This window comes from Mycobacterium sp. shizuoka-1, from assembly GCF_002723835.1.
Classification (GTDB): Bacteria; Actinomycetota; Actinomycetes; order Mycobacteriales; family Mycobacteriaceae; genus Mycobacterium.
Genome location: NZ_BEWG01000001.1, coordinates 119,257 through 141,048, shown reverse-complemented (window position 1 = coordinate 141,048; position 21,792 = coordinate 119,257). Strand labels below are relative to the sequence as shown.

Sequence of the window (21,792 nt, the reverse complement as noted above, 5' to 3'; positions counted from 1 at the left end):
GCCGTACCCCACGACCGTTGAGACGAAAGAGGATCAGACACCGCCATGGGCAGGCACAGTAAACCGGGTCCCGGGGATTCCTTCGGCGAACGGGACGAGCCTGCCGACCAGCCTGAGCCTGACACCGGGGTAGACGACGGCGGCTATGCGCCGTCGCCGCTGACTGACACCGCGCGGCGCCGGATCGCGGCCTTCGAAGGAGGCCATCGCAGCGAGACCGGTCGCCGGGGCGTGAGCATCGGCGTGATCGCCGCCCTGATCACCGTGGTGGTGGTCGTCGGGGCGGTGATCCTGTGGCGTTTCTTCGGCGACGCGCTCTCCCACCGCTCGACCGATGCCGCCCAGAAATGCCTGGAGGGCACGGTCAACGTCGCGGTGGTCGCCGACCCATCGATCGCCCCGGACGTCACGAAGTTCGCCGACAGTTTCAACGCGGTGGTGACGCCGGTGGGCGATCGCTGCGTGAAGATGGTGGTCACGGCCGCGGATTCGGATCGCGTGGTCGAAGGGTTCGTCTCCAACTGGCCCGGTGACCTCGGCGAGCGACCGGCGCTGTGGATCCCGGCCAGCTCCATCGCCGCAGCCCGACTGCAGGCCGCGGCCGGCAAAGAGGTGGTCAGCGACACCCGTTCACTGGTCAGCTCGCCGGTCGTCTTCGCGATGCGGTCACAGCTCAAAGACGCGCTGGCCCAGCAGAATTGGTCGGCATTGCCGGGCCTGCAGAACAATCCCACGGCGCTGGACGGGCTGAACCTGCCCGGCTGGGGGTCGCTGCGGCTGGCGCTGCCGACGCGCGGCAACGCGGACGCCACCTACCTGACCGCCGAGGCCGTCGCGGCATCGTCGGCCCCGGCGGGCGCTCCGGCCACCGCCGGACTGGGTGCGGTCAACGCCCTGGTCGCCGGCCAGCCCGAGCTGCCCGACAGCTCGGCCGACGCGGCGTGGCAGGCCCTGCTGAGCGGGGCCGATCCGGCCGGCGCCCCGGTGCACGCCGTCGCGACCACCGAACAGCAGCTGTTCGGCCGGGCCACGGCACCCGAGGCCAAGGGCGTCACCGAATGGCTGCCCACCGGCCCGGTGGCGGTCGCCGACTACCCCACCGTGCTCCTGTCGGGAACCTGGCTGTCCGGCGAACAGGTCAGCGCCGCTAGCGAATTCGCCCGGTTCATGCGCAAACCCGAACAGCTGACCGCCCTGGCGAAGGCCGGGTTCCGGGCCGAGGGCACCACCCCGCCGGCCAACGACGTCGTCAGCTTCCCGCCACTGGGCACGCCGCTGACCATCGACGACGACTCGGTGCGGGCCACCCTGGCCGCCGCGGTGTCCAGCCCCGCCACCGGGTCGGCCACCACGATCATGCTCGACCAGGCGATGAGCGCCGACGAGGGCGGAAAGTCGCGGCTTGCCAACGTGGTCGGCGCGTTGACCAACCGGATCGGTGCACTGCCGCCGAACGCCGCGGTGGGGTTGTGGACGTTCAACGGGGTCGAGGGCAAATCGGCGGTGCCGATGGGACTGCTGACCGACCCGCTCGACGGCCAGCCCCGGTCGGCCGCGCTGACCAACACCCTGGGCGGCTTGGCGCCGTCCGGCAGCGGCGCGGTGTCGTTCACCACGCTGCGGCTGACCTACGCCGAGGCGCTGGCCAACTTCCGCCAGGGACAGGCCAATTCGGTGCTGGTGATCACCCAGGGCCCGCACACCGATCAGACGCTGGACGGCCCCGGGCTGGTGTCCTACGTCAAGTCGGCCGTCGACCCGGCCAAACCGGTGGCGATCAACGTCATCGACTTCGGCGACGACTCCGACCGCGCCACGTGGGAGGCGGTGGCCCAGGCCTCCGGCGGCACGTATCAGAACGTCGCCACGTCGGCGTCCCCGGACCTGGCGGCGGCGCTGACGAACCTGCTGTCCTAGATCTGTAGCAGCCTGCGCGCGCCCGCGGTGAACTCGTCGGGCACCTCGATCTGCGGGTAGTGCCCGATCCCGGGCAGCTCGATCACCTCGGCCGCCGGCCGCAGTTCGCGCAGACCGGCCAGCACGTTGGTGGTGGCGACCGGATCGCCGGTGGCCCACAGGAAACCCAGCGGCTTGCCCCAGTCTCGGACGGCGCCGTGCCAGCGCGCCGCGAACCGCACCCGTTCGTTGAGGTAGGCGCACAGCAGGTGCAGGATGCGCTGGCCGTCGTCGCGGGCCATCAATGCCCACTGGGCGCGGGCTTCGTCGTCGGTCAGCGGGTGCTGGGCACTGAACAACTCGGCGAACCCGCGCACGAAGCCGCGCTCGTTGGTCAGCCGGGCGAGGATCGGTCCGAACGGCCCGCGCAGAATCTTCTGGCTGCGGCGCAGACTGGCCCGCTCGATGATCACGCTGCCGTTGGTGAGGACCGCGCGCTGCAGCTCGAAGGGCAGCGTGCCGGCGATGTCGCGGGCCAGCAGTTCGGTGGCCACCGAGGTTCCCATGTCATGGGCGAGCAGCACCACCGGACCGGGTGCCACGTCGGCGACCACCGCGGCCACGATGTCGGCTTGTTCCAGCAGGCTGTAGCGGTGCGGCCGCGGCTTGTCCGACAGCCCGAAACCCAGGAAATCCAGGGTCAGCCAGGCCCGGTCCCCGAGCCGCTGCGTCACGTCGCGGTAGTCGTAGGAGCTGGACGGAAAGCCGTGCAACAGCAGCACTGCCGGGCCCGTACCGGGTTTCGATCGGACGAACACCGACCCCGCGGCGGTGGACAGCATCCTGCCACCGGCTTGCCACTGGCGAACGCTGTCAGGCAGCACGGTGCGACGCTATCAGGCGAAGGCCTCCACCGGCGGGCACGAGCACACCAGGTTGCGGTCGCCGTAGGCACCGTCGATGCGGCGTACCGGCACCCACACCTTCGGGCGGAACGCCTTGCCCAGCGGGTAGGCCGCCTCCTCGCGGGTGTAGGGATGGGTCCACTCGTCGACGAGCAGGCATTCGGCGGTGTGCGGCGCGTTGTGCAGCGGGTTGTCGTCGGCGGGCCACTGACCGGAGCCAACCTTGTCGATCTCGGCCCGGATCGCGATCATCGCGTCGCAGAACGCGTTCACCTCGGCCAGGCTTTCGCTCTCGGTCGGCTCCACCATCAGCGTGCCCGCGACCGGGAAGCTCATGGTCGGGGCGTGGAAACCGAAGTCCGCCAACCGTTTGGCCACATCGTCGACGGTGACGCCGGTGGCCTTGGTGATGCCTCGCAGATCGAGGATGCACTCGTGGGCCACCATGCCGTTCTCGCCGGTGTAGAGCACCGGGTAGTACTCGTCGAGACGGCGGGCGATGTAGTTGGCCGACGCGATCGCCGTCAGCGTCGCATCACGCAGCCCGTCGCCGCCCATCATCCGGATGTAGGCCCACGTGATCGGCAGGATCGACGCCGACCCGTACGGGGCTGCCGACACCGGATGGCCCTTGGGCAGTTCTTCGGCCAGCGGGTGGCCCGGCAGGAACGGTGCCAGATGTGAGCGCACCGCCACCGGCCCGACACCGGGTCCGCCGCCGCCGTGCGGGATGCAGAACGTCTTGTGCAGGTTCAGGTGGCTGACATCGCCGCCGAACTTGCCCGGACGGGCCAGGCCCACCAGCGCGTTGAGGTTGGCGCCGTCGATGTAGACCTGCCCGCCGGCGTCGTGCACCGCGGCGCAGACGTCGGCGATGTCGTGCTCGTACACGCCGTGCGTGGACGGATAGGTGATCATCAACGCCGCCAGCCGGTCGGCGTGCTCGGCCACCTTGGCCCGCAGGTCATCGAGGTCCACGTCACCGTTCTCGCGGCAGGCGACCACGACCACCCGCATGCCGACCATCGCCGCCGACGCGGCGTTGGTGCCGTGCGCGCTCGACGGGATCAGGCACACGTCGCGCCCGCGCTCGCCTCGGCCCACGTGATAGTCGCGGATGGCCAGCAGGCCGGCGTACTCACCCTGCGATCCGGCGTTGGGCTGCAACGAGATCGCGTCATACCCGGTGACAGCGGTCAGCCAGCTCTGCAGGTCGGCGATCAGCTTGCGCAGCCCAGGGGTGTCGCCGGCCGGGGCGAACGGGTGCTGCCGGCCGAACTCCGGCCAGGTGATCGATTCCATCTCGGCGGCCGCGTTGAGCTTCATCGTGCAGGAGCCCAGCGGGATCATGCTGCGGTCCAGCGCGATGTCCTTGTCGGCCAGCGTGCGCAGATACCGCATCATCTCGGTCTCGGTGCGGTACCGGTGGAAGGCCGGATGGGTGAGGAATTCGCTTGTCCGCGAATCGATCTCGGGCCCCGCATAATCCCCGGCCGGGGTTGCGCCGAATGCCTCGAGAACTGCGGCGACGTGGGCGTCGGTGGTCGCCTCGTCGCATGAGATCGACACGTGGTCGGCGTCCACCCGCCAGATGTTGATGCCGCGCCCCTTGGCCTCGGCCTGCACCGCAGCGGCCCGGTTCGGCACCTGCGCCAGCACGGTGTCGAAGAAACTGTCATGCACCACGTCGACACCCGCGGCGCTCAGCCCGGCGGCCAGCGAGCGGGCGTGTCCGTGCACCCGGCGGGCGATCCCGGTCAGTCCGTCCGGGCCGTGGTAGCTGGCGTACATCGCGGCCATCACGGCCAGCAGCACCTGCGCGGTGCAGATGTTCGAGGTGGCCTTGTCGCGGCGGATGTGCTGTTCGCGGGTCTGCAGCGAGAGTCGGTAGGCCGGCGACCCGTCGGCGTCGACCGACACCCCGACCAACCGGCCGGGCAGCTGGCGGGCGTGCTTCGAGTGCACGGCCAGATACCCGGCGTGCGGACCGCCGAATCCCATTGGCACACCGAATCTCTGGGCGCTGCCGAAGGCGACGTCGGCGCCCAGCTCACCGGGCGGCGCGATCAGCGTCATCGCCAGCAGATCGGCGCCCAGCGCCACCAGCGCACCGCGCTCGTGCGCTTGGTCGACGAGCTTGGACCAGTCGGTCACCCGTCCGCTGGCGCCGGGCAGCTGCGCGATCACCCCGAAGAACTCCCCTTCGGGCAGGCCGCCGCGCAGGTCGGCGGTGACGATCTCGATACCCAGCGGCTCGGCGCGGGTCGCCAGGATGGCGGCGGTCTGGGGGAACAGATCGGAGTCGACGGCCAGCCGGTTACCCGGACCCCGCACCGCGCGGTGCATCAGGGTCATCGCCTCGGCGGCGGCGGTGGCCTCGTCGAGCATCGAAGCGTTGGCGACCTCCAGGCCGGTGAGATCACCGATCATGGTCTGGAAGTTCAGCAGCGCCTCCAGTCGGCCCTGGCTGATCTCCGGCTGATACGGCGTGTAGGCGGTGTACCAGGCCGGGTTCTCCAGGATGTTGCGCAGCAGCACCGGCGGGGTCAGCGTGTCGTAGTAGCCCTGCCCGATCATCGACACCGCGATGGTGTTGGAGTCGGCCAGCGCGCGCAGTTCGGCCAGCGCCTCGTGCTCGCCGACCGCGGCGGGCAGCTGGTCGAGGCCGGGGGCGATCCCGTCGGACAGCGCGTCGAGGATGCCCGCCGGCAGCGCCTTGGTGGCCAGCTCGTCGAGCGAGGCGACACCGATCACGTCGAGCATCGTGGCGAGGGCATCGGAATCCGGTCCGATGTGACGATCGGCGAACCTGGGGGACGTGGGGTCGGACACTCGGACACTCCTGACTTACGGCGCAGCCGTCAGCGGCGTCCTCCCCCTCTGTCGTCCACCCGGACCGGGCGCCTGAGAGATTCGGCGTCACCGCGCACCGGCGAGCACCTTTCCCCATGGGCGGGCGACCGCGAGGTCACCGCTTTCCAGAGGCATCGTGGCCAGGCGCGGTCCTGGGGCCTGAGAGGTTGACGGAGAGGTGTTGCTCCTTCGGCGTCCGTGACTGGCGGCCACGAAGCTCTCCCGCGCGAGGGCGATACGCCGCCGATTCTAGCCGATCTTGCGGTCGCGGCTCTTGCGGCGGGAGGCCAGCTCGTCTTCGGGTGACGGGATCGATTCGCCGCCGTCGGCGCGCTCGCCCGGGAAGTCGGCGATCGCCCCGGACAGCTCCCGCATCGCACCGCTGACCGCGATGCCGAACACGCCCTGGCCGCCCTGCAGCAGGTCGACGACCTCTTCGGCCGAGGTGCACTCGTAGACCGTTGTGCCGTCGGAGAACAACGTGATGTTGGCCAGGTCCTGGACGCCGCGCTGGCGCAGGTGATCGACGGCGACGCGAATGTTGTGTAGCGAGATGCCGGTGTCCAGCAGCCGCTTGACGATCTTGAGGACCAGGATGTCCTTGAAGGAGTACAGCCGCTGGCTGCCGGAGCCGGCCGCGCCGCGGATTGACGGCACTACCAGCGACGTGCGGGCCCAGTAGTCCAACTGGCGGTAGGTGATTCCGGCGATCTGGCAGGCGCTCGGCCCGCGGTAGCCGACCAGTTCGTCGGGCACCGAGTTGTCGGGGAACAGGCCGGGCTGGATCGGCTCGCCCGCCGGCATGCCGGCCGCCGATTCCGCTTCGAAGCGGCCCTCGGAACCAGTCGTGCCAGCAAGGTCCAGCTGTCCCTGACGTGGCTGCTCGCCCACGATGCTTCCTCTCGCCGTTCGAACCTATGGCCCGCTGACCGCTCCACCAACTGCGCAAGCCCCAAATCCGAGTTCATCGAGCATACGCTTGTCGACGGGCAGTCGTGCTCGTCGTCGCCATCAAAGTATGGCTGCCCAAAGGCGTGCTCCTCGACATCCGTCGCGCGTGTCGAACCGCTCCCGGCCAAGTGAGACGCATCCGTGATCTTGGCGTTTACCGGCCGTGGCGGGCATACCCGATCAGGTTGCCTTGAAATCGTCCGGAGAGACGCTGTCGAGAAACTCCTTGAACTTCTCCACCTCGTCCTCGCGGACCGCGCCGCTGGGTTCCTCGTCGTTCTCGTCGGGAATCAGCAGCCCGGCCTCGGCCAGCACCGCCTCCTCGACATAGATCGGCACACCCATCCGCAGTGCGATCGCCACCGAGTCCGACGGGCGCGCCGACACCTTGATGTCGCGGTCGAAGATCAGGTCCGCGAAGAAGGTGCCCTCCCGGAGGTCCACGATGCGCACCTCCTTCAGCGAATGCCCAAGCGCGCCAATCAGATCTCGGATCAGATCGTGCGTCAGCGGCCGGGTGGGCTCGTGACCCTGCTGTTCGAGTGCGATCGCGTTGGCTTCCGGCTGGCCGATCCAGATGGGCAGATACCGGTCGCCATTGGATTCCCGCAGGAGCAAAACCGGCTGGTTCTGGGGCTGCTCGACACGGATGCCGACCACGCGAACCTCACCCATGTGTGTCTGACCTCCATGCTGGTTTCGCCGTCAATCGGAGTCTAGTCCTCAGCGGTCGAGAACGTCTCGTACAGCGGACTTGATCAGCGACGTGTGCAAGGTGATGGCCAGGGCGGCAACCTCGCGCGCCAGATCGTCGGCGCGATCGCGGGCGCCGGTCTTGCCTGCCTTGCCGACCGGCCCGGCGATCTGGGCGATCAGGTCGGACTGCCGGTCGGCCGCCGACCGGAACGCCCGCAGGTGCCGCGGTTCGACGCCGTACTCCCCCAGCGCCCGCGCACATTGCGCGATCACCACGGAGTGTTCGTCGAACAGCCCGCCCGGTCCGGTGGTGATCACGCCGGCCTTGCACAGCGCGACCACCAGTTCCTCGTCGACCCCGGATCGCGCCAGCAGGTCCTCGCGGCTCAGCCGCACCTGGGTCGGTGCGCCGTCGTCGGTGTCCGCGGCATCGCCGGTCACCGTGACCAATCGCGGTACGGCGTAAGGCGATCCGGTCTGGGGTAACTCGCCGTCCGGCAGCGCGTCCAGCTGGGCCTTGATCACCTTCAACGGCAGGTAGTGGTCGCGCTGGGCGACCAGGATGAACCGCAACCGGGCGCAATCGTAGGCGGTGAACCGCCGATACCCCGACGCACTGCGCTCCGGCGTGACGAGACCTTCGGCTTCCAAGAACCGGATCTTGGAGATCGTCACGTCCGGGAAGTCCGGTCGCAGCAGGTCCAGGACCGCTCCGATAGACATCCCGGCAAGCGCGGGACTATCGGGGGCGGTCACTAGCTTCCGGGACCGCCTTCGTCGTCGGAGGACTTCGGCCCGGTCAGGAACACCAGCCGGAACTTGCCGATCTGAACCTCGTCGCCGTTGGCCAGCGTGGCGGAATCGACCGGTTCCCGGTTGACGTAGGTGCCGTTGAGGCTGCCGACGTCGACGACCTGGAATTCGTTGCCGTCCAACCGGAACTCGGCGTGCCGGCGGCTGACGGTCACGTCATCGAGGAAGATGTCGGAGTCCGGGTGGCGGCCGGCCGAGGTGGTCGGCTGGTCGAGGAGGAACCGCGAGCCCGCATTCGGTCCGCGCTTGACGACCAGCAGCGCCGAGCCCACGGGGAGGCCTTCCACCCCGGACACCGCGCTCTCACCGGTGGTCGTCGCCGGGGCGTCCAGCTCGTTGAGGAAGTCGGCGCGGAAGACGGATGTCGTCTCCACGGTGACTTCCTCAGACACCTGGTCTGCCCCAGAGTTCTGGTCCTTGTCCGTCACCCGCTGCTCCTCACTGGCTGCCGTGGCGATACTTGGCGGGTTGCCCGCACAAGGCGCCGGTCCGCCTCAACCATCAGTTACGTCGACCGTACCGCGCAGTGGTCGTCGCTGTGCCCACCACCGCCGGATCGGGCGGTTGGCAGGCACCTTAACAATGTCATTCGGTCACGGTGTCCCGATAGGCGTCCGCATCGAGCAACGCCGCCAACCCCTGCTCGAGGGTATCGCCGTCGACCTGCAAGTCCAACAACCACCCCTGACCGTAGGGGTCGGAGTTGACCAGTCCGGGATTTGCCTCCAGATCGCCGTTGACGGCAATCACTTTGGCCGAGACGGGGGCGTACAGATCCGACACCGACTTGGTCGACTCGACCTCACCGAACGATTCACCGGCGGTGACATCGCCGCCGACGTCGGGAAGCTGGACGTAGACCACGTCACCCAGCGAGGACTGGGCGAAGTCGGTGATACCGACGCGCACGGTGTCGTCACCGGTGCGCTGCACCCACTCGTGCTCGGCGGTGTAGCGCAGGTCGGCTGGGATTTCGCTCACAGTGCTCCTCGATGTCGTCGCTCGTTTTTTTGGCTGCTCATTTGACGGGCTGAGCGTATTGGCGGGCTTTCGGTTGCCGCAAGGTGGTGATGTCCACACGGTCGGACTGGGCCACCGACATCTGCCCGCCCACCCGCTCGACGCTGTCGACGGCACCGCCCGGGATGTTCATCGCGGCGGCGAGCGTGGGTGGATCGCCAATGGCGAGAACAGAATACGGCGGGCTCAAAGTTTGCGCGTCGATCTCCAGCGCGCCCGGGCTGCCGACCACCCAGCTGTCGACACCGATCCGGACGGCGCGCTGCCCGGACCGGATCTCGATGGCCTCGGCTCCGGCGGCCCGCAATTCGTTGATCACGTCGAGCATGGTTTCCGGGGCGACGCCTGGTCCGGGGTCGTCGATGGTGATGGTCACCCCCGGCCCGGTGGCGCCGACGGTGCCGATCAGGATCGACAGGGCGGCCAGCCGGGCCTGGGCGTTCTGGATCGCGGCCTGGTCGCTGCTGCCCGCGGTCTGCATCGCCGCGAGATTGCGCTGCAACTCGGCCACCTCGGTGTTCAGTGCGGCCTCGCGCTGCTGCAGCGAACCCAGCAGGACCAGCAGGTCGGCCGGGCGCGCGGTGTCCAGCGCGTCGCCGGACTCGGTCTGGCGGACCTGGGTGGCGATGCCGACACCGAGGACCAGGCAGAGCAGCGCACCCAGCACGCCGAACATCAGTTGGGTGCGGGTCCGAGGCGGGGCCGGCGGCGTCGGCGCGGTGGCGGGCAATTCGTGGCGGCCGTGCTCGGCCGTCGCGTCCTCCCCGGTGTCCCGGCCGGCCTCGTCGCTCACCTCACGCCCCGAACAGCCTGCGCCGCAAGGCGGCGGCGTTGCCGAAGATCCGGATGCCGAGCACGACGATGATCGCCGTCGAGAGCTGGGTGCCCACCCCGAGCTGGTCGCCGACGTAGACGATCAGCGCGGCCACCAGGACGTTGAACACGAACGAGACGACGAAGACCTTGGGGTCGAAGATCTTCTCCAGATAGGCCCGCAGACCGCCGAACACCGCGTCCAGCGCGGCGACGACGGCGATCGGCAGGTAGGGCTGGATCGCCTCGGGCACGCTGGGGTGGAACACCAAGCCGAGCACGATGCCGACCACAAGTGCGGCGATTCCGATCATTGTGCCTATGTCCCTACTGCCCGATCTGCCTGGCAAATTTAACGTCTCGAACGGCGCCCGCGGGCAACGACAAGCCGTCGCCGTTGGCCACGCTCACCCCCACCCCGTAGGACGCCTCCAGCAGTCGCAGCCGTTGCAGCCCGCCGCTGTGGTCGAAGGTATCGCGCATCCCGTTCGGTGGTCCCACCGCCAGAATGGTGTACGGGCTGCTGATCGGATGATTGTCGACCAGGATCGCCCCGCCCGCCTGGCGGATCGTCACGTTGGGGCCCATCCGCACCCCGCCGACCGAGATCGCCTCCGCGCCGCTGGCCCACAGCGAGTTGACGACCAGCTGCAGATCGCGGTCCAGGATCACCTGGCGGCTGCCAGGCACCCGCTGGCCCGCGACGTCGGTCAGGCCCCGGCCCATGCCGGGATCGGTCACGGTCACGGTCAGGCCAGGACCGATCACCGCGGTCGTGGCCCCTGCCAGGCTCAGCGCGTCCAGCCGGCTGAGCAGGTCGCGGCCGGTGGCGTCGTCGCGCAGTTGGCGGCGCTGGACGTCGTCGGCCTGGGCGGCGAGGTCGTCGCGGCGGCGGGTCAGCCGCTCGGTGGTGCCCTCGGCGGAGCGCACGCTGGCCGCCAGCACCTGCTGGGCGGCGTTGACGCCGGGCGCGGTGGATCGCGCTTGGGCCACCGCGCCGGCGAAGACCGCGGCGATCAACAGCGCGGCCAGCGCCTGCCAACCCCGGTTGACGAGCGGCCTGCGGCTGCGCCCGGTGCGGGCCCGCTCGGCGGCCGCGGCCGCATATCCGGGATCGAGGTGTTCGGTCAGCAACGATCGCAGCAGGCCGGGCAGCGGGATCAGCATGGGCCGCTGCTCGTGGCGTTGCGGGCGGCCGGCTGTCGGGTCGTAGCCGCCCAGCGCCTGCTCAGATGCGGGCATCGCCGGCGCCCACTCGGGGCAGCGTCGTCACCACCAGGCGGACCTGCAGCAGGTACAGCACTGCCGACCACAGGTACATCCCCACGCCCCAGAGCAGGAATCCCCAGCCGCAGGCGCCGATCACCCGGCTCCACGTCGCATCCCACTGCCCCAGCAGCACCAGCGGAAAACCGGACATCAACGCGAACGTGGCGGCCTTGCCGATGTAGGTGACCGGCAACGCGGTCAGCCCGCGGCTGCGCAGCACCGGCAGGGTTGCGGCCAACAGCAGGTCACGGCCGATCAGCGTGCCGACGAGCCACCACGGCACCACCCCGGCGAAGCCCAGGCCCAGCGGAACGGTCACCATGTAGATCCGGTCGACCAGTGGGTCGAGCAGGGCGCCGAGCCGGGAGGACTGGTTGGCCACCAGCCGGGCGATCTTGCCGTCGGCCCAGTCCGAGAATCCGCTGAACATCAGGATCGCCACCGCCCAGCCATAGGCGTGGGTGGCCAGTAGCAGATACAGGAACACCGGTACCAGCGCCAGGCGGATCACCGACAGGACGTTCGGGATTGTCAGTACCCGATCGCCCTGCTGCGTCATGAGCAAAACCTAACGGAAAACCCCGGGCAGACTCAGCGCGGACAAGGTGTCGTCGTTGAGCGGGTTGTCGTGCACCATGTATGTCCACGTCGAGGTCGGGCGGGCCAGTTTCGACAGATCCAGGCCCTGCTCCTCGTCGAGAATGTTGGCGGTCTCGAAGGTCTGCTGGGCCGCCTCGATCGCGTCGGCGGCCAGGTTGGCGAATGCGTCGACGGCCATCCGGTGGAATTCGTCGAGCGGGTTCTGCCGGCCCAGCGCCCGCAGATGGATGCTCTCCCGGATGTCGGACAGGTAGGCCAGGTGATCGGCCCAGCCGCGGTCGAGGTGGAACAGCATGATCTGGCGGCAGATCGTCTCCAGCCGCTCCTCGCCGGCACGCTCGGCCAGCTCCTCGTAGCGGTCCGGGGACAGGTCCTTGAGCTCGTTGCGGGCGGCGGCGGTACTCAGCAGGGTGTTGCGCCGTTCGACGATGATCGCGCGCTGCTGGGCGATCAGCTGGTTGTAGCGCCAGGTGTTGGCGTGCACGTCGAGCAGCCGGCCCTCAGCCACCCGCTGGGCGTGGTCGAGCAGCGATCCGGCCTTGGGGCTGGTGATCCGGCCGGTGTCGTCGGCGTCGGTGGGCAGCTTGCCGGGGTCGAGATGGGCGACGACGACGTCGTCCTCCCAGCTGGCGAAGAACACCGACGAGCCGGGGTCGCCCTGCCGCCCGGCGCGCCCGCGCAGCTGGTTGTCCAGTCGTTCGGTGCGGTGCCGTCCGGTGCCGATGACGTGCAGGCCACCCAGTTCGGCGACCTTGTCGTGATCGGTTTCTTCCGACCCGCCGAGCCGGATGTCGGTGCCGCGCCCGGCCATCTGGGTGGAGACGGTGACCGTGCCGAGCTTGCCGGCCTCGGCGATGACGGCGGCCTCTTCCTCGTCGTTCTTGGCGTTCAGTACGACGGCGGGCACCCCGCGCCGGATCAGCCGTTCGTGCAGCTCCTCGGACTCGGCGACGTCGTGGGTGCCGACCAGGATCGGCTGGCCGGTGGCGTGCACCTCGATGATGTGCTCCATGATGGCCTCGGTCTTGGCCGCCGCGGTGATGTAGACGCGGTCCGGGGCGTCCTCGCGGATGTTGGGCGCGTTCGGCGGGATCGGCGACACCCCCAGCTTGTAGAACTGGCGCAGCTGCTCGCCGGCGGCCAGCGCGGTGCCGGTCATCCCGCACACCGTCGGATACCGGTTGATCAGCGCCTGCACGGTGATGGTGTCGAGCACCTCGCCGGTCTCGGTGGTCTCGATGCCCTCCTTGGCCTCGACCGCCGCCTGCAAACCGTCGGGCCAGCGCTGCAGCGAGGCGATGCGGCCGCGGGAGGAGTTGATCAGCTGCACTGCCCCGTCGCGGACGATGTAGTGCACGTCGCGTTGCAGCAGCACGTGCGCGTGCAGGGCCACGTTGATCTCGGTCAGCGTGGTGGTGACGTGCTCCTCGGAGTAGAGGTCGATACCGCCGAGGGCGGCTTCGAGCTTCTTGGCGCCTTCCTCGGTGAGGTGGACGTTGCGGCTGTCGGAGTCGGTGTCGTAGTCGGTTCCGGCTGCCAGTCCGCCCACCAGGCGCACGATCTCGACCTTCGGGGTCTCGCGGTGGGTGGTGCCGGCCAGCACCAGCGGCACCAGCGCCTCGTCGACCAGCACCGAGTCGGCCTCGTCGATCAGGGCGACGTCGGGGTTGGGCGACACCAGGTCGGCGACGTCGGTGACCAACTGGTCGCGCAGGACGTCGAACCCGATCTCGTTGACCGACGCGTAGGTGACGTCGCACATGTAGGCGGCCCGCCGCTCTGCGGGCGTCGAGTCGGCGGTGATCCAGCCGACGGTCAGTCCCATCGCCTCGATCAGCGGGCTCATCCATTCGGCGTCGCGGCGGGCCAGGTAGTCGTTGATGGTGACGACGTGGACGTTGCGTCCGGCCAGGGCGTAGCCGGCGGCGGCGATGGCGCCCGAGAGGGTCTTGCCCTCACCGGTGGCCATCTCGACCACGTCGCCGGCGAGCATCCGCAGCGCCCCGAGCAGCTGCACGTCGAAGGGGCGCAGTCCGGTCGTCCGTTCGGCCGCCTCCCGGGCGATGGCCAGGAACTGCGGGACGTCCGAGGAGGCGGCCAGATCGCCGAGCTCGAGCAGCTCGGCTGCCTTGGCCAGTTGCTCGTCGTCGAGTCCCTTGGCCTTCTCGTCGAACTCGGCCGAGGCGCTGACCTCGGCCATCGACTCGGCTTTGGTCTTCTCGGTGCTGGCCCCCAGCATGCGCCAGAAGCCCCGGCTCAAGCGGCCCGGGCCGGCAGCGCTGTTCTTGCGATCTTTCGCCACGGGTCAACGGTACCGGCGGCGCAGCGCGAGCCCCAAGCAGCGCCTCCCGCGCCATAATCATCGACATGACCGAGGTGGACGTGCTGATCGCCGGCGCCGGACCGATCGGACTGACCGCGGCGCTCGAGCTGACTCGCCGGGGCGTGCACTGCCGGATCGTCGACACCCATCTCGAACCGCAGCGGTATGCGAAAGCCGTTGGGGTGCAACCGCGTACGCTGGAAATCTTCGAAGGCATGGGGGTGCTGCACCGGGTCCTGAACGCGTCGATCCCCCTGCACGGGCAGATCATCTACGTCAACGGCGCCCGGGTGGGCCAGCTGGACATGAGCGTGCCCGCCGACATCCCGTTCGGGTTCGTCGCGATCCCGCAGTACGCCACCGAAGCCATCCTCACCGATGAGCTGGCTGCCCTCGGCGTACGTGTCGAGCCGGGCATCCGGCTGGCGACCTTCGAGCAGGGCGCCGACGGGGTGACCGCCACGCTGGGCGGGCCGGGCCTGGCGACGGTGCGGGCCAAGTACCTGATCGGTGCCGACGGCGCGCACAGCACCGTGCGCAAGGCACTGGGACTGTCGTTCGACGGTGGCTCGTTCGCCGAGCCGTACATGCTCGGCGATGTCGAGGTCGACTGGTCGGTGCCGGGCGGGTACGTCCTGCGCAGCATGCACCAGACCGACGGGATCACCGACGACCTGCTGGTGGCGATCCCGCTGCCGGGCCGGGGCCGCTACCGGATGGCGATGCTGGTACCCGACGAGCTGCGCCCGCCCGAGGCGGCCGGCGATGACGTGGCGCACGGCCTGCAGGGCGACCGCGCGCCGGAGCTGCACCACATCCAGGCGGTCCTGGACCGGCTGGCGCCGGAACCCACCACCGCGGCGAGGTTGCGCTGGTCGTCGGTGTTCCGGATCAGCCACCGCATCGTCGGCTGCTATCGCAGCGGCCGGGTGTTCGTCGCCGGCGACGCCGCTCACATCCATCCCCCGACCGGTGCGCAGGGTATGAACACCGGCATCCAGGACGCCCATAACCTGGCCTGGAAACTGGGTCTGGAGTTGGCAGGCACCGCGGCGGCCGGCCTGCTGGACAGTTATGACGCCGAGCGGCGGCCGGTCGGGGAAGAAGTGGTCGGCCGGACCGTGCGGCACGCCCAGCAGGGCATCGGCACCGGCGAAACCGACCCCGACTACGTATTGCGGCGAGAAGCCCAGTTGCTGATCGACTACGCCGGCAGCCCGATCGTCCCCGCGGCAGCCGATCCCGAGGCACCCCGCGGCGGTCTGCGCGCACCCGACGCCGCGGGGCTGACCCGGGCCTCGGTCACCGCGCCGGTGCGGTTGTTCACGCTGCTGGACCGCCGCAGGCACACCACGCTGATCTACGCAGGCCCCGGTACGACGGCCGAGGACGTGTCGGCCGCCGAACAGTTGGCGGGCGCCGCTGTTGAGGCCGCGCACGGGCAGATGGACGTCTACCTGATCGCGCACCGCGATGCCGACGCCACCGCGACCGAGCTGGCGCTGCTCGGCGACGGCGCCGGCGAGTTCGCCGCCCACTACCGGCCGCAACCGGGCGCGGTCTTCGTGGTCAGGCCCGACGGTTACCTCTCTTTCGCCGCCCGCCGTTCGCCCGCTGTGGCGGATCTGACCGCCGCGCTGAAGCTCACATTTCGCTCGTCATCTGGTGCGGACGCGCGCCTTGGCAAGGATGCAAGGGTAGGTTCGCCGGGAAAGCCATCGGATCGGTCGTCGTGCGCGACGCCGCCGTAGGAGGAGAAACGCGTTGGAGAAGTTCCGCCCATCCATGGACTGGGGACACGAACTCGTCCCGTCCTTGATCTGGATTTCCAAAGCATGGGCCATCAGCGCTGCTCTGACCCTCGTCGTGTTGTTCCTGCTGGCCAAGTACACCGTCTGGGGCCGGCAGTACTGGCGGATCACCGGCGATTACTTCAAGGGCCGGCAAAGCATCGGGGTGTGGATCTGGCTGGGTGTGCTGCTGCTGTCGACCATCATCTCGGTGCGCCTCGACGTGTTGCTCAGCTATTACAGCAATGACCTGTTCACCGCGCTGCAGGTCGCCTTCCAGGGCGCCGGTGGTGGCAATGAGGAGATCCGCCAGTCCGGTGTGAGCGGCTTCTGGGCGGCGCTGATCCTGTTCGGCATCCTGGCCACCATCTACATCAGCCGGGTGATGCTGGACATCTACCTGATGCAGCGGTTCATCATCCGCTGGCGGGTGTGGCTCACCGACCGGCTCACGTGTGACTGGCTCGACGACCACGCGTACTACCGGACCCGCTTCACCGACAGCGATATCGACAACCCCGATCAGCGCATCCAGCAGGACATCGACATCTTCACCGCCGGGGTGGGATCCTCGGCGAACCAGCCGATGATCGGCAGTTCCAGCACGCTGTTGTTCGGCGCGATCAACTCACTGGTCACCGTCGTTTCGTTCACCGTGATCCTGTGGAACCTGTCCGGGCCGCTGACGCTGGCCGGGATCACATTGGGGCACGCGCTGTTCTGGGTGGTGCTGGTCTACGTCACCTTCGCGACGATCATCGCGTTCTGGATCGGCCACCCGCTGATCCGGTTGAGCTTCCGCAACGAGCTGACCAACGCCGTGTTCCGCTACGCCCTGGTCCGGTTGCGCGACTCCGCCGAGGCGGTCGGTTTCTACCGCGGTGAGAACGCCGAGCGGGGCCTGCTGCGGACCAAGTTCGCCGAGATCATCGCCAACTACCGCCGGTACGTGAATCGCACGATCGCGCTGACTGGCTGGAACCTGTCCATGAGCCAGATCATCAACCCTTTGCCGCTGGTGATCCAGGCGCCTCGCCTGTTCGCCGGTCAGATCGACCTCGGTGACGTCACCCAGTCGTCGAGCGCATTCGGTTCGATCCACGATTCGCTGTCGTTCTTCCGTAACGCCTACGACTCGTTCGCCTCCTACCGCGCGGCGATCATCCGTCTGCACGGGCTGGTCGAGACCAACTCCGAGGCGCGCGAGCTGCCCAAGCTGACCACGCTGCCCAGTCAGGACGGCTCGGTGGAACTGCGCCGGGTCGAGGTCCGCACCCCCAGCGGCAGCCAGCTGGTCGACCCGATCGACCTGCGGCTGGAGCCCGGCGAGACCCTGGTCATCACCGGCCCCTCGGGCGCGGGCAAGACCACGTTGCTACGCAGCCTGGCGCAGATGTGGCCGTTCACCTCGGGCACCCTGTGCCGTCCCGACGACGACGACACGATGTTCCTGTCGCAGATGCCGTATGTGCCGCTGGGCGACCTGCGCACGGTGGTGTCCTACCCGGCGACGTCCGGGGAGATCGACGACGAAGAACTGCAGCGGGCGCTGACCAAGGTGGCGCTGTCGCATCTGACCATCCGGCTCAACGAATCCCAGGATTGGGCCAAGGTGCTCTCCCCGGGTGAGCAGCAGCGCATCGCGTTCGCCCGGGTGTTGCTGACCCGGCCCAAGGCGGTCTTCCTCGACGAGGCGACCTCGGCACTCGACGAGGGTTTGGAGTTCGCCCTCTACGACATGGTCCGGACCGAACTGCCCGACACCATCCTGGTCAGCGTCAGCCATCGCAGCACCGTCGAACAGCACCACGTCAAGCATCTCGAACTGCTCGGCGAGGGTGAATGGCGGCTGGGTCACGTCGACGGGAACGAGCCGGCGACGGTCTGACCCGGGTCAGACCGTCGCGTGATGACGTTGCGGGGCTTACGCTTTCGCGGTCGCGGCGGCGTGCGCTCCGGCCCGGCGACCGAAGAACGAGCCCTCCCCCAGCTGAGTGCCGCTGGCGTAGCCCTTGCCGTCCTGGGCGATGTTGGACGCGCATGCCCCCGCCGCGTACAGGCCGGGAATCACGCTGCCGTCGGCCCGCAACACCTCGCCGTCGACGTCGGTGGCCAGCCCGCCGACGGTGAAGCCTGAGTACATCGCCTTGCCCAGGGTCAGGTCGAAGGCGCCCCATGGGCCCTTGTCCTGTGGCGCAAGGAATTCCGGCTGCTTGTGGAACTCGGGATCCTCGCCCTTTGCGGCGTGTTCGTTGTAGTTGGTCAGCGTCTCGACGAGGTTGCCGGTCGGGATGCCCAGCGCGGCTTCCATCTCCTCGACCGTCTCCCATCCGTCGATGAAGGTGATCAGCGGGATCTCCGGGGTGCGCATGTGCTCTTCGTCGACGATCAGGTAGGCCGCGCTGTCGGGCTGGTCCATCACGAAACCCGATGTGCGCGAATGGTAGGAGTCCTCGGTGACGAACCGCTTGCCCTCTCTGTTGACGATGATCCCGGTCAGCAGGATCGACGGCGGGTAGACCGGCGCGGTGATGAAGATCTGGTCCATGTGTTTGGTGGCGCCGCCGACCGACTCGCCGAGCCGGATGCCCAGCCCGTCGTCGTAGGTGTTGCCGAGCACGAACGGCTTCTCGGCGAGCTTGGGGGTGAACTCGGCGACCATGTCGGGATTCATCACGAACCCGCCTGCGGCGATCACCACCGCCTTGGCCCGCACCGCCCCGGTCTCGGCGAAGCGCTTCCAGGACACGCCGACCACGGCTGCGTCGTCGGCGCCGTCCACCACGAGGTTGGTCGCGCCGGTCTCGTAGCGGATCTCCACGCCCAGCTCGGCGGCCCGCTTGAGCAGCAGGTCGATCACCATCGCCGCGCCCTGGGTGTCACCGGGAACCGGAACCTTGTGCCCGCGCGGGGCCGGTACCGCCATGTTCTTGTACGGCCATACCTTCTCGTTGCCGGTGAACATCAGGCCCTCGGTGTTGGGCTGGATGACCGCTTTCTCCGGGTAGTAGCTGCGCTCGAACGCGACGCCGAGTTCCTCGAGCCAGTTGAAGTGCTCGACGCTGCCCTCGCAGTAGGCGCGGATCTTGTCGTGCTCGGGATCCCGGGACACCGCGACGAGGTATTTGTACATCTCCTCGACGCTGTCGCTGTGCCCGGTCGCCTGCTGCACGGCCGTTCCGCCGCCGAGATAGAAGTGCCCACCGGCCATCGAGGTGGTGCCGCCGGCCACCGCGGCTCGTTCCAGCACCAAGACCCGGGCTCCGGCGGCGGCCGCACTGACCGCCGCGCACCCGCCGCCGATGCCGAACCCGATCACCACGACGTCGACGTCGTCGGACCACTCGGACACCGTCGCGGCGTCGACGGTCGCGGGGATGTCCAGGCCACTCATTGCTGCTCCTGTTTCACATAGTCGAAGAACGTGCGGATCTCGTCGGGGATGTAGGCGAGTTCGAGGTAGGGCACCCCGGCCGTGGCGGCCGAGACGTAGGCAAACCGCATGCCACCGGGCATCTCGCCGCGGGCCACGACGTCAGCCGTGGCCTCGGCCGCGACCAGCGCGGCCTCGAACGCGTCGGGGTCCGGCGCGGCCACGCAGATGTGGTGCAGGCCGGGACCGCTTTCGGCGAGGAACTCGGTGTAGATGCTCTCACCGCGGGTCGGGGCGATCAGTTCCAGCTGGGTGTCTCCGGCGTAGCTCAGCGAGATGTCCGCGTGGTAGTCGGCGGGTGCGCCGCGGTGCACGCAGGTGTCGGGGCCGAAGTGAACGCCCGGCATGCGCACCCATTTCTTGGCTCCGAGCAGCGTCGTCAACGCCGCTTCGGTGGCCTCGAGATCGCGGGTGACCCAGGCAATCTGGACAGGTGTCTGGTCAGTCATCGGTTCGAGGATATCCCCGGCCCGCCGGTGTGGCTAGAACGTGTTCTAGTTCTGCGGATTCACGGTCAACAGGTCGATGGCCATCCGGATCTGTTCGGTGAACAACACGCCGGGATCGGCGAAGGTGTCGCTGCCGTACTGGCCGAAGATCTCCAGGCTGACGGCCCCGACGATCAGCGCCCAGACCGCCGTGCACCGGATCACCAGCGCGTCGTCACCGGGGAAGCCGAACTCGTCGCGCACCCGCGCCAGGTCCGCCGACATCGGTTGTCCGACATGGTGTTCGGTGAGCGCAATGTCCCCGGTGGCCACGCCGGTGGCGACGGCGTCGAACAGCATGCCGATCACCCGGGTGCCCGGCCCCGTGGTCAGTTCGGCGGGCGCGTGGTAACCGGGGACCGGACTGCCGTACAGCAGCGCCCAGCCGGCCGGCTGGGCGAGCGCCCACCGCCGCAGCCCGAGGGCGATCGCCGCCACGTCGGCCCGCCAGCCACCCTCGACCCCTTCGCGGGCCCGCTCGACGACGTCGGCCAGCTCGGAGTAGGCGTCGACGAGCAGCAGGGTCAGCAGGGCGTCACGGCTGGCGACATAGCGGTACAGCGCCGACGACACCATGCCCAGGTCGCGGGCGATCGCCCGCACCGAGAGTCCGCTCGCCCCCACCGTCGCCAGTTGGCGTCGGCCCAGCTCGATGATCTGTGCCTCGATGCGCTGGCGTGCCTCCTGCCGTTTGCCCACGCATCGAGTCTCGCACATCAGAGATCACTGCTCTTGTTTTTGTCCCACATGGCTGGCACTCTCTTTAGAGAGCGATGCTCTCTAAATTCGACCGAACAGGATCAGCCATGAACCAGCACTACGACCGTCCCAACGGCGCCGCCCGCGCCGCCAACGCGGTGATCCGCCGCCTCGCCGAGGCGGGCATCAGCATCGCCGGCACCCGCGCGCTGCGGGTTCGCGGCCGGATCTCCGGCGCGCCGCAGCGCGTGGTGGTCAACGTGTTACGGGTGGACGGCACCGACTACCTGGTCTCGCCGCGGGGCAACACCCAGTGGGCGCGCAACGCGCGGGCGGCCGGCGTCGTGGAACTCGGTCCGCGCTGGCGGCACACTCCGGTCCCGGTGACCGAGGTCGCCGACGACGCCAAGCCGGCAGTGCTGAAGAGCTATCTGGATCGGTGGTACTGGGAGGTCAAGGGCCACATTGCCGGTCTCACGCCGGACTCGAGCGCCGACCAGCTGCGCGCGGCCGCCCCGAAGATCCCGGTGTTCGCGCTCGGCTAGCGTGCGCCCGCTTCCTCGGCGGCCGCAACGCTCACCACACCGGTGTCGGCGCTGACCTGCTGGCTGGTGGCCACCCAGGACACCGCGGCAGGCAGGTTGCCCCAGGTGCTGTTGAACAGCCCGATGATCACGGCCTTGTTGTTGTCGATCGGCATGTAGACCGGCCCACCCGAGTCGCCCTTCTGGCTGACCACGCCGTTCTCCATGGTGAACCAGCCGTTGTTGACCCGCTCGATCGAGCCGCAGCTCTCGCCGGTGATCACACCGAAGTGGCAGACCGGCTGGCCGGCGGTCATCGCCGGGGCGGCCTCGGCGACCAGTTGGCGGCCGCCGGGCAGGATGTCGTTGACCGCGACGTCGGCGCCCAGGGTGATCACCTCGTAGTCCGAGATCACCTGGTCGGTGCGCACGACGGCGCCGTCAGGGGTGTTGTCCATCGAGGTCGACACCATGCCGATGAAGTGACCGTCCCGGTCGGTGACCGGCCCGTCGGCACGGCAATGCCCGGCCGAATAGGCGATCCGGGCAACCGGGTCGACGTAACCGAGCGTGCAGACATTACTGGCCTGGCGGATCTCCATCCCGGGTGAGACGACCACGCCGGGGGTCGCGTGCGCCGCCGGAGCCAGGGCCGCCGCCGTGGCCAGCACCGCCGCAGCGGCGAGAACACCTCTCTGGGAAAAACGCGCCACTGTACA

Annotated in this window: 20 protein-coding genes and 1 riboswitch; of the genes, 4 read left to right on the top strand and 16 right to left on the bottom strand. The window is 69.0% G+C overall.

Annotated elements, in window-relative coordinates:
* The first annotated feature begins 45 nt into the window (after nucleotides 1-45).
* Nucleotides 46-1,917, top strand: a complete 1,872-nt coding sequence (locus tag MSZK_RS00675) for a substrate-binding domain-containing protein (protein ID WP_099243777.1) — start codon at nucleotides 46-48, stop codon at nucleotides 1,915-1,917.
* Here MSZK_RS00675 and MSZK_RS00670 read toward each other — a convergent pair.
* The 12 genes from MSZK_RS00670 to secA2 form a co-directional block, all read right to left on the bottom strand.
* Complete coding sequence (locus MSZK_RS00670) at nucleotides 1,914-2,780, bottom strand: alpha/beta fold hydrolase (RefSeq protein WP_233211048.1); 867 nt, start codon at nucleotides 2,778-2,780, stop codon at nucleotides 1,914-1,916. The genes MSZK_RS00675 and MSZK_RS00670 overlap by 4 nt on opposite strands.
* A gap of 12 nt (nucleotides 2,781-2,792) precedes the next feature.
* Nucleotides 2,793-5,633, bottom strand: a complete 2,841-nt coding sequence (gcvP, locus tag MSZK_RS00665) for an aminomethyl-transferring glycine dehydrogenase (protein ID WP_099243773.1) — start codon at nucleotides 5,631-5,633, stop codon at nucleotides 2,793-2,795.
* 158 nt (nucleotides 5,634-5,791) lie between these two features.
* A riboswitch (glycine riboswitch) is annotated at nucleotides 5,792-5,889 on the bottom strand.
* A gap of 14 nt (nucleotides 5,890-5,903) precedes the next feature.
* Nucleotides 5,904-6,545, bottom strand: a complete 642-nt coding sequence (locus tag MSZK_RS00660) for a MerR family transcriptional regulator (protein ID WP_099243771.1) — start codon at nucleotides 6,543-6,545, stop codon at nucleotides 5,904-5,906.
* A 240-nt stretch (nucleotides 6,546-6,785) separates the two neighbouring features.
* On the bottom strand, nucleotides 6,786-7,280 hold the full coding sequence (locus MSZK_RS00655) for a bifunctional nuclease family protein (protein WP_099243769.1): 495 nt from the start codon (nucleotides 7,278-7,280) through the stop codon (nucleotides 6,786-6,788).
* Nucleotides 7,281-7,328: 48 nt separating this feature from the next.
* Nucleotides 7,329-8,057, bottom strand: a complete 729-nt coding sequence (locus MSZK_RS00650; RefSeq protein WP_099243767.1) for a MerR family transcriptional regulator — start codon at nucleotides 8,055-8,057, stop codon at nucleotides 7,329-7,331.
* Entirely contained in the window at nucleotides 8,057-8,542 is a 486-nt protein-coding gene (gene garA, locus MSZK_RS00645) for a glycogen accumulation regulator GarA (RefSeq protein ID WP_199203134.1), read from the bottom strand. Before garA ends, MSZK_RS00650 begins: the two co-directional genes overlap by 1 nt.
* A 157-nt stretch (nucleotides 8,543-8,699) precedes the next feature.
* Entirely contained in the window at nucleotides 8,700-9,095 is a 396-nt protein-coding gene (gene gcvH / locus MSZK_RS00640; RefSeq protein WP_099243763.1) for a glycine cleavage system protein GcvH, read from the bottom strand.
* Nucleotides 9,096-9,132: 37 nt separating this feature from the next.
* Nucleotides 9,133-9,927: a DUF881 domain-containing protein gene (locus MSZK_RS00635; protein WP_099243761.1), complete on the bottom strand. Its 795-nt coding sequence runs from the start codon at nucleotides 9,925-9,927 to the stop codon at nucleotides 9,133-9,135.
* Nucleotide 9,928: 1 nt separating this feature from the next.
* Entirely contained in the window at nucleotides 9,929-10,261 is a 333-nt protein-coding gene (locus tag MSZK_RS00630) for a small basic family protein (protein ID WP_099243759.1), read from the bottom strand.
* Nucleotides 10,262-10,274: 13 nt separating this feature from the next.
* Nucleotides 10,275-11,189 (bottom strand): DUF881 domain-containing protein, encoded by a 915-nt coding sequence (locus MSZK_RS00625; protein WP_099243757.1) that lies wholly within the window; start codon nucleotides 11,187-11,189, stop codon nucleotides 10,275-10,277.
* Nucleotides 11,176-11,775, bottom strand: coding sequence for a CDP-alcohol phosphatidyltransferase family protein (locus MSZK_RS00620; RefSeq protein WP_099243755.1), 600 nt, complete (start codon nucleotides 11,773-11,775; stop codon nucleotides 11,176-11,178). The genes MSZK_RS00625 and MSZK_RS00620 overlap by 14 nt, the downstream gene beginning before the upstream one ends.
* A gap of 9 nt (nucleotides 11,776-11,784) precedes the next feature.
* Nucleotides 11,785-14,055 (bottom strand): accessory Sec system translocase SecA2, encoded by a 2,271-nt coding sequence (gene secA2 / locus MSZK_RS00615; RefSeq protein WP_233211051.1) that lies wholly within the window; start codon nucleotides 14,053-14,055, stop codon nucleotides 11,785-11,787.
* Between the two features lie 128 nt (nucleotides 14,056-14,183).
* On the opposite strand from secA2, the gene MSZK_RS00610 reads away from it, so the two are divergent.
* Both MSZK_RS00610 and MSZK_RS00605 read left to right on the top strand, forming a co-directional pair.
* Nucleotides 14,184-15,890 carry an FAD-dependent monooxygenase gene (locus MSZK_RS00610; protein ID WP_099243753.1) on the top strand — a complete coding sequence of 569 codons (1,707 nt, stop codon included), beginning with the start codon at nucleotides 14,184-14,186 and terminating at the stop codon, nucleotides 15,888-15,890.
* A 34-nt stretch (nucleotides 15,891-15,924) separates the two neighbouring features.
* Nucleotides 15,925-17,817 (top strand): ABC transporter ATP-binding protein/permease, encoded by a 1,893-nt coding sequence (locus MSZK_RS00605; protein ID WP_199203132.1) that lies wholly within the window; start codon nucleotides 15,925-15,927, stop codon nucleotides 17,815-17,817.
* A 36-nt stretch (nucleotides 17,818-17,853) separates the two neighbouring features.
* Here MSZK_RS00605 and MSZK_RS00600 read toward each other — a convergent pair whose 3' ends face one another.
* Genes MSZK_RS00600 through MSZK_RS00590 form a run of 3 tightly spaced genes read right to left on the bottom strand, consistent with a single transcriptional unit; the run spans nucleotide 17,854 to nucleotide 20,549 of the window.
* Nucleotides 17,854-19,323: an FAD-binding protein gene (locus tag MSZK_RS00600; protein ID WP_099243750.1), complete on the bottom strand. Its 1,470-nt coding sequence runs from the start codon at nucleotides 19,321-19,323 to the stop codon at nucleotides 17,854-17,856.
* Nucleotides 19,320-19,811 carry a VOC family protein gene (locus tag MSZK_RS00595; RefSeq protein WP_099243748.1) on the bottom strand — a complete coding sequence of 164 codons (492 nt, stop codon included), beginning with the start codon at nucleotides 19,809-19,811 and terminating at the stop codon, nucleotides 19,320-19,322. Before MSZK_RS00595 ends, MSZK_RS00600 begins: the two co-directional genes overlap by 4 nt.
* Before the next feature lie 45 nt (nucleotides 19,812-19,856).
* Nucleotides 19,857-20,549 carry a TetR/AcrR family transcriptional regulator gene (locus tag MSZK_RS00590; RefSeq protein ID WP_199203131.1) on the bottom strand — a complete coding sequence of 231 codons (693 nt, stop codon included), beginning with the start codon at nucleotides 20,547-20,549 and terminating at the stop codon, nucleotides 19,857-19,859.
* A 107-nt stretch (nucleotides 20,550-20,656) separates the two neighbouring features.
* Between MSZK_RS00590 and MSZK_RS00585 the strand changes: the two genes are divergently transcribed.
* Nucleotides 20,657-21,094 carry a nitroreductase family deazaflavin-dependent oxidoreductase gene (locus MSZK_RS00585; protein WP_099243744.1) on the top strand — a complete coding sequence of 146 codons (438 nt, stop codon included), beginning with the start codon at nucleotides 20,657-20,659 and terminating at the stop codon, nucleotides 21,092-21,094.
* Here MSZK_RS00585 and MSZK_RS00580 read toward each other — a convergent pair.
* Nucleotides 21,091-21,786, bottom strand: coding sequence for a hypothetical protein (locus MSZK_RS00580; RefSeq protein ID WP_099243742.1), 696 nt, complete (start codon nucleotides 21,784-21,786; stop codon nucleotides 21,091-21,093). The genes MSZK_RS00585 and MSZK_RS00580 overlap by 4 nt on opposite strands.
* Nucleotides 21,787-21,792: the final 6 nt, after the last annotated feature.

What these genes read in the sequence shown, in the direction of transcription:
- MSZK_RS00675 (WP_099243777.1), top strand. Translation starts at nt 46, where the DNA reads ATGGGCAGGCACAGTAAACCGGGTCCCGGGGATTCCTTCGGCGAACGG.
- MSZK_RS00655 (WP_099243769.1), bottom strand. Translation starts at nt 7,280, where the DNA reads ATGGGTGAGGTTCGCGTGGTCGGCATCCGTGTCGAGCAGCCCCAGAAC.
- MSZK_RS00630 (WP_099243759.1), bottom strand. Translation starts at nt 10,261, where the DNA reads ATGATCGGAATCGCCGCACTTGTGGTCGGCATCGTGCTCGGCTTGGTG.
- MSZK_RS00625 (WP_099243757.1), bottom strand. Translation starts at nt 11,189, where the DNA reads ATGCCCGCATCTGAGCAGGCGCTGGGCGGCTACGACCCGACAGCCGGC.
- MSZK_RS00620 (WP_099243755.1), bottom strand. Translation starts at nt 11,775, where the DNA reads ATGACGCAGCAGGGCGATCGGGTACTGACAATCCCGAACGTCCTGTCG.
- secA2 (WP_233211051.1), bottom strand. Translation starts at nt 14,055, where the DNA reads ATGCTGGGGGCCAGCACCGAGAAGACCAAAGCCGAGTCGATGGCCGAG.
- MSZK_RS00610 (WP_099243753.1), top strand. Translation starts at nt 14,184, where the DNA reads ATGACCGAGGTGGACGTGCTGATCGCCGGCGCCGGACCGATCGGACTG.
- MSZK_RS00605 (WP_199203132.1), top strand. Translation starts at nt 15,925, where the DNA reads ATGGACTGGGGACACGAACTCGTCCCGTCCTTGATCTGGATTTCCAAA.
- MSZK_RS00600 (WP_099243750.1), bottom strand. Translation starts at nt 19,323, where the DNA reads ATGAGTGGCCTGGACATCCCCGCGACCGTCGACGCCGCGACGGTGTCC.
- MSZK_RS00595 (WP_099243748.1), bottom strand. Translation starts at nt 19,811, where the DNA reads ATGACTGACCAGACACCTGTCCAGATTGCCTGGGTCACCCGCGATCTC.
- MSZK_RS00585 (WP_099243744.1), top strand. Translation starts at nt 20,657, where the DNA reads ATGAACCAGCACTACGACCGTCCCAACGGCGCCGCCCGCGCCGCCAAC.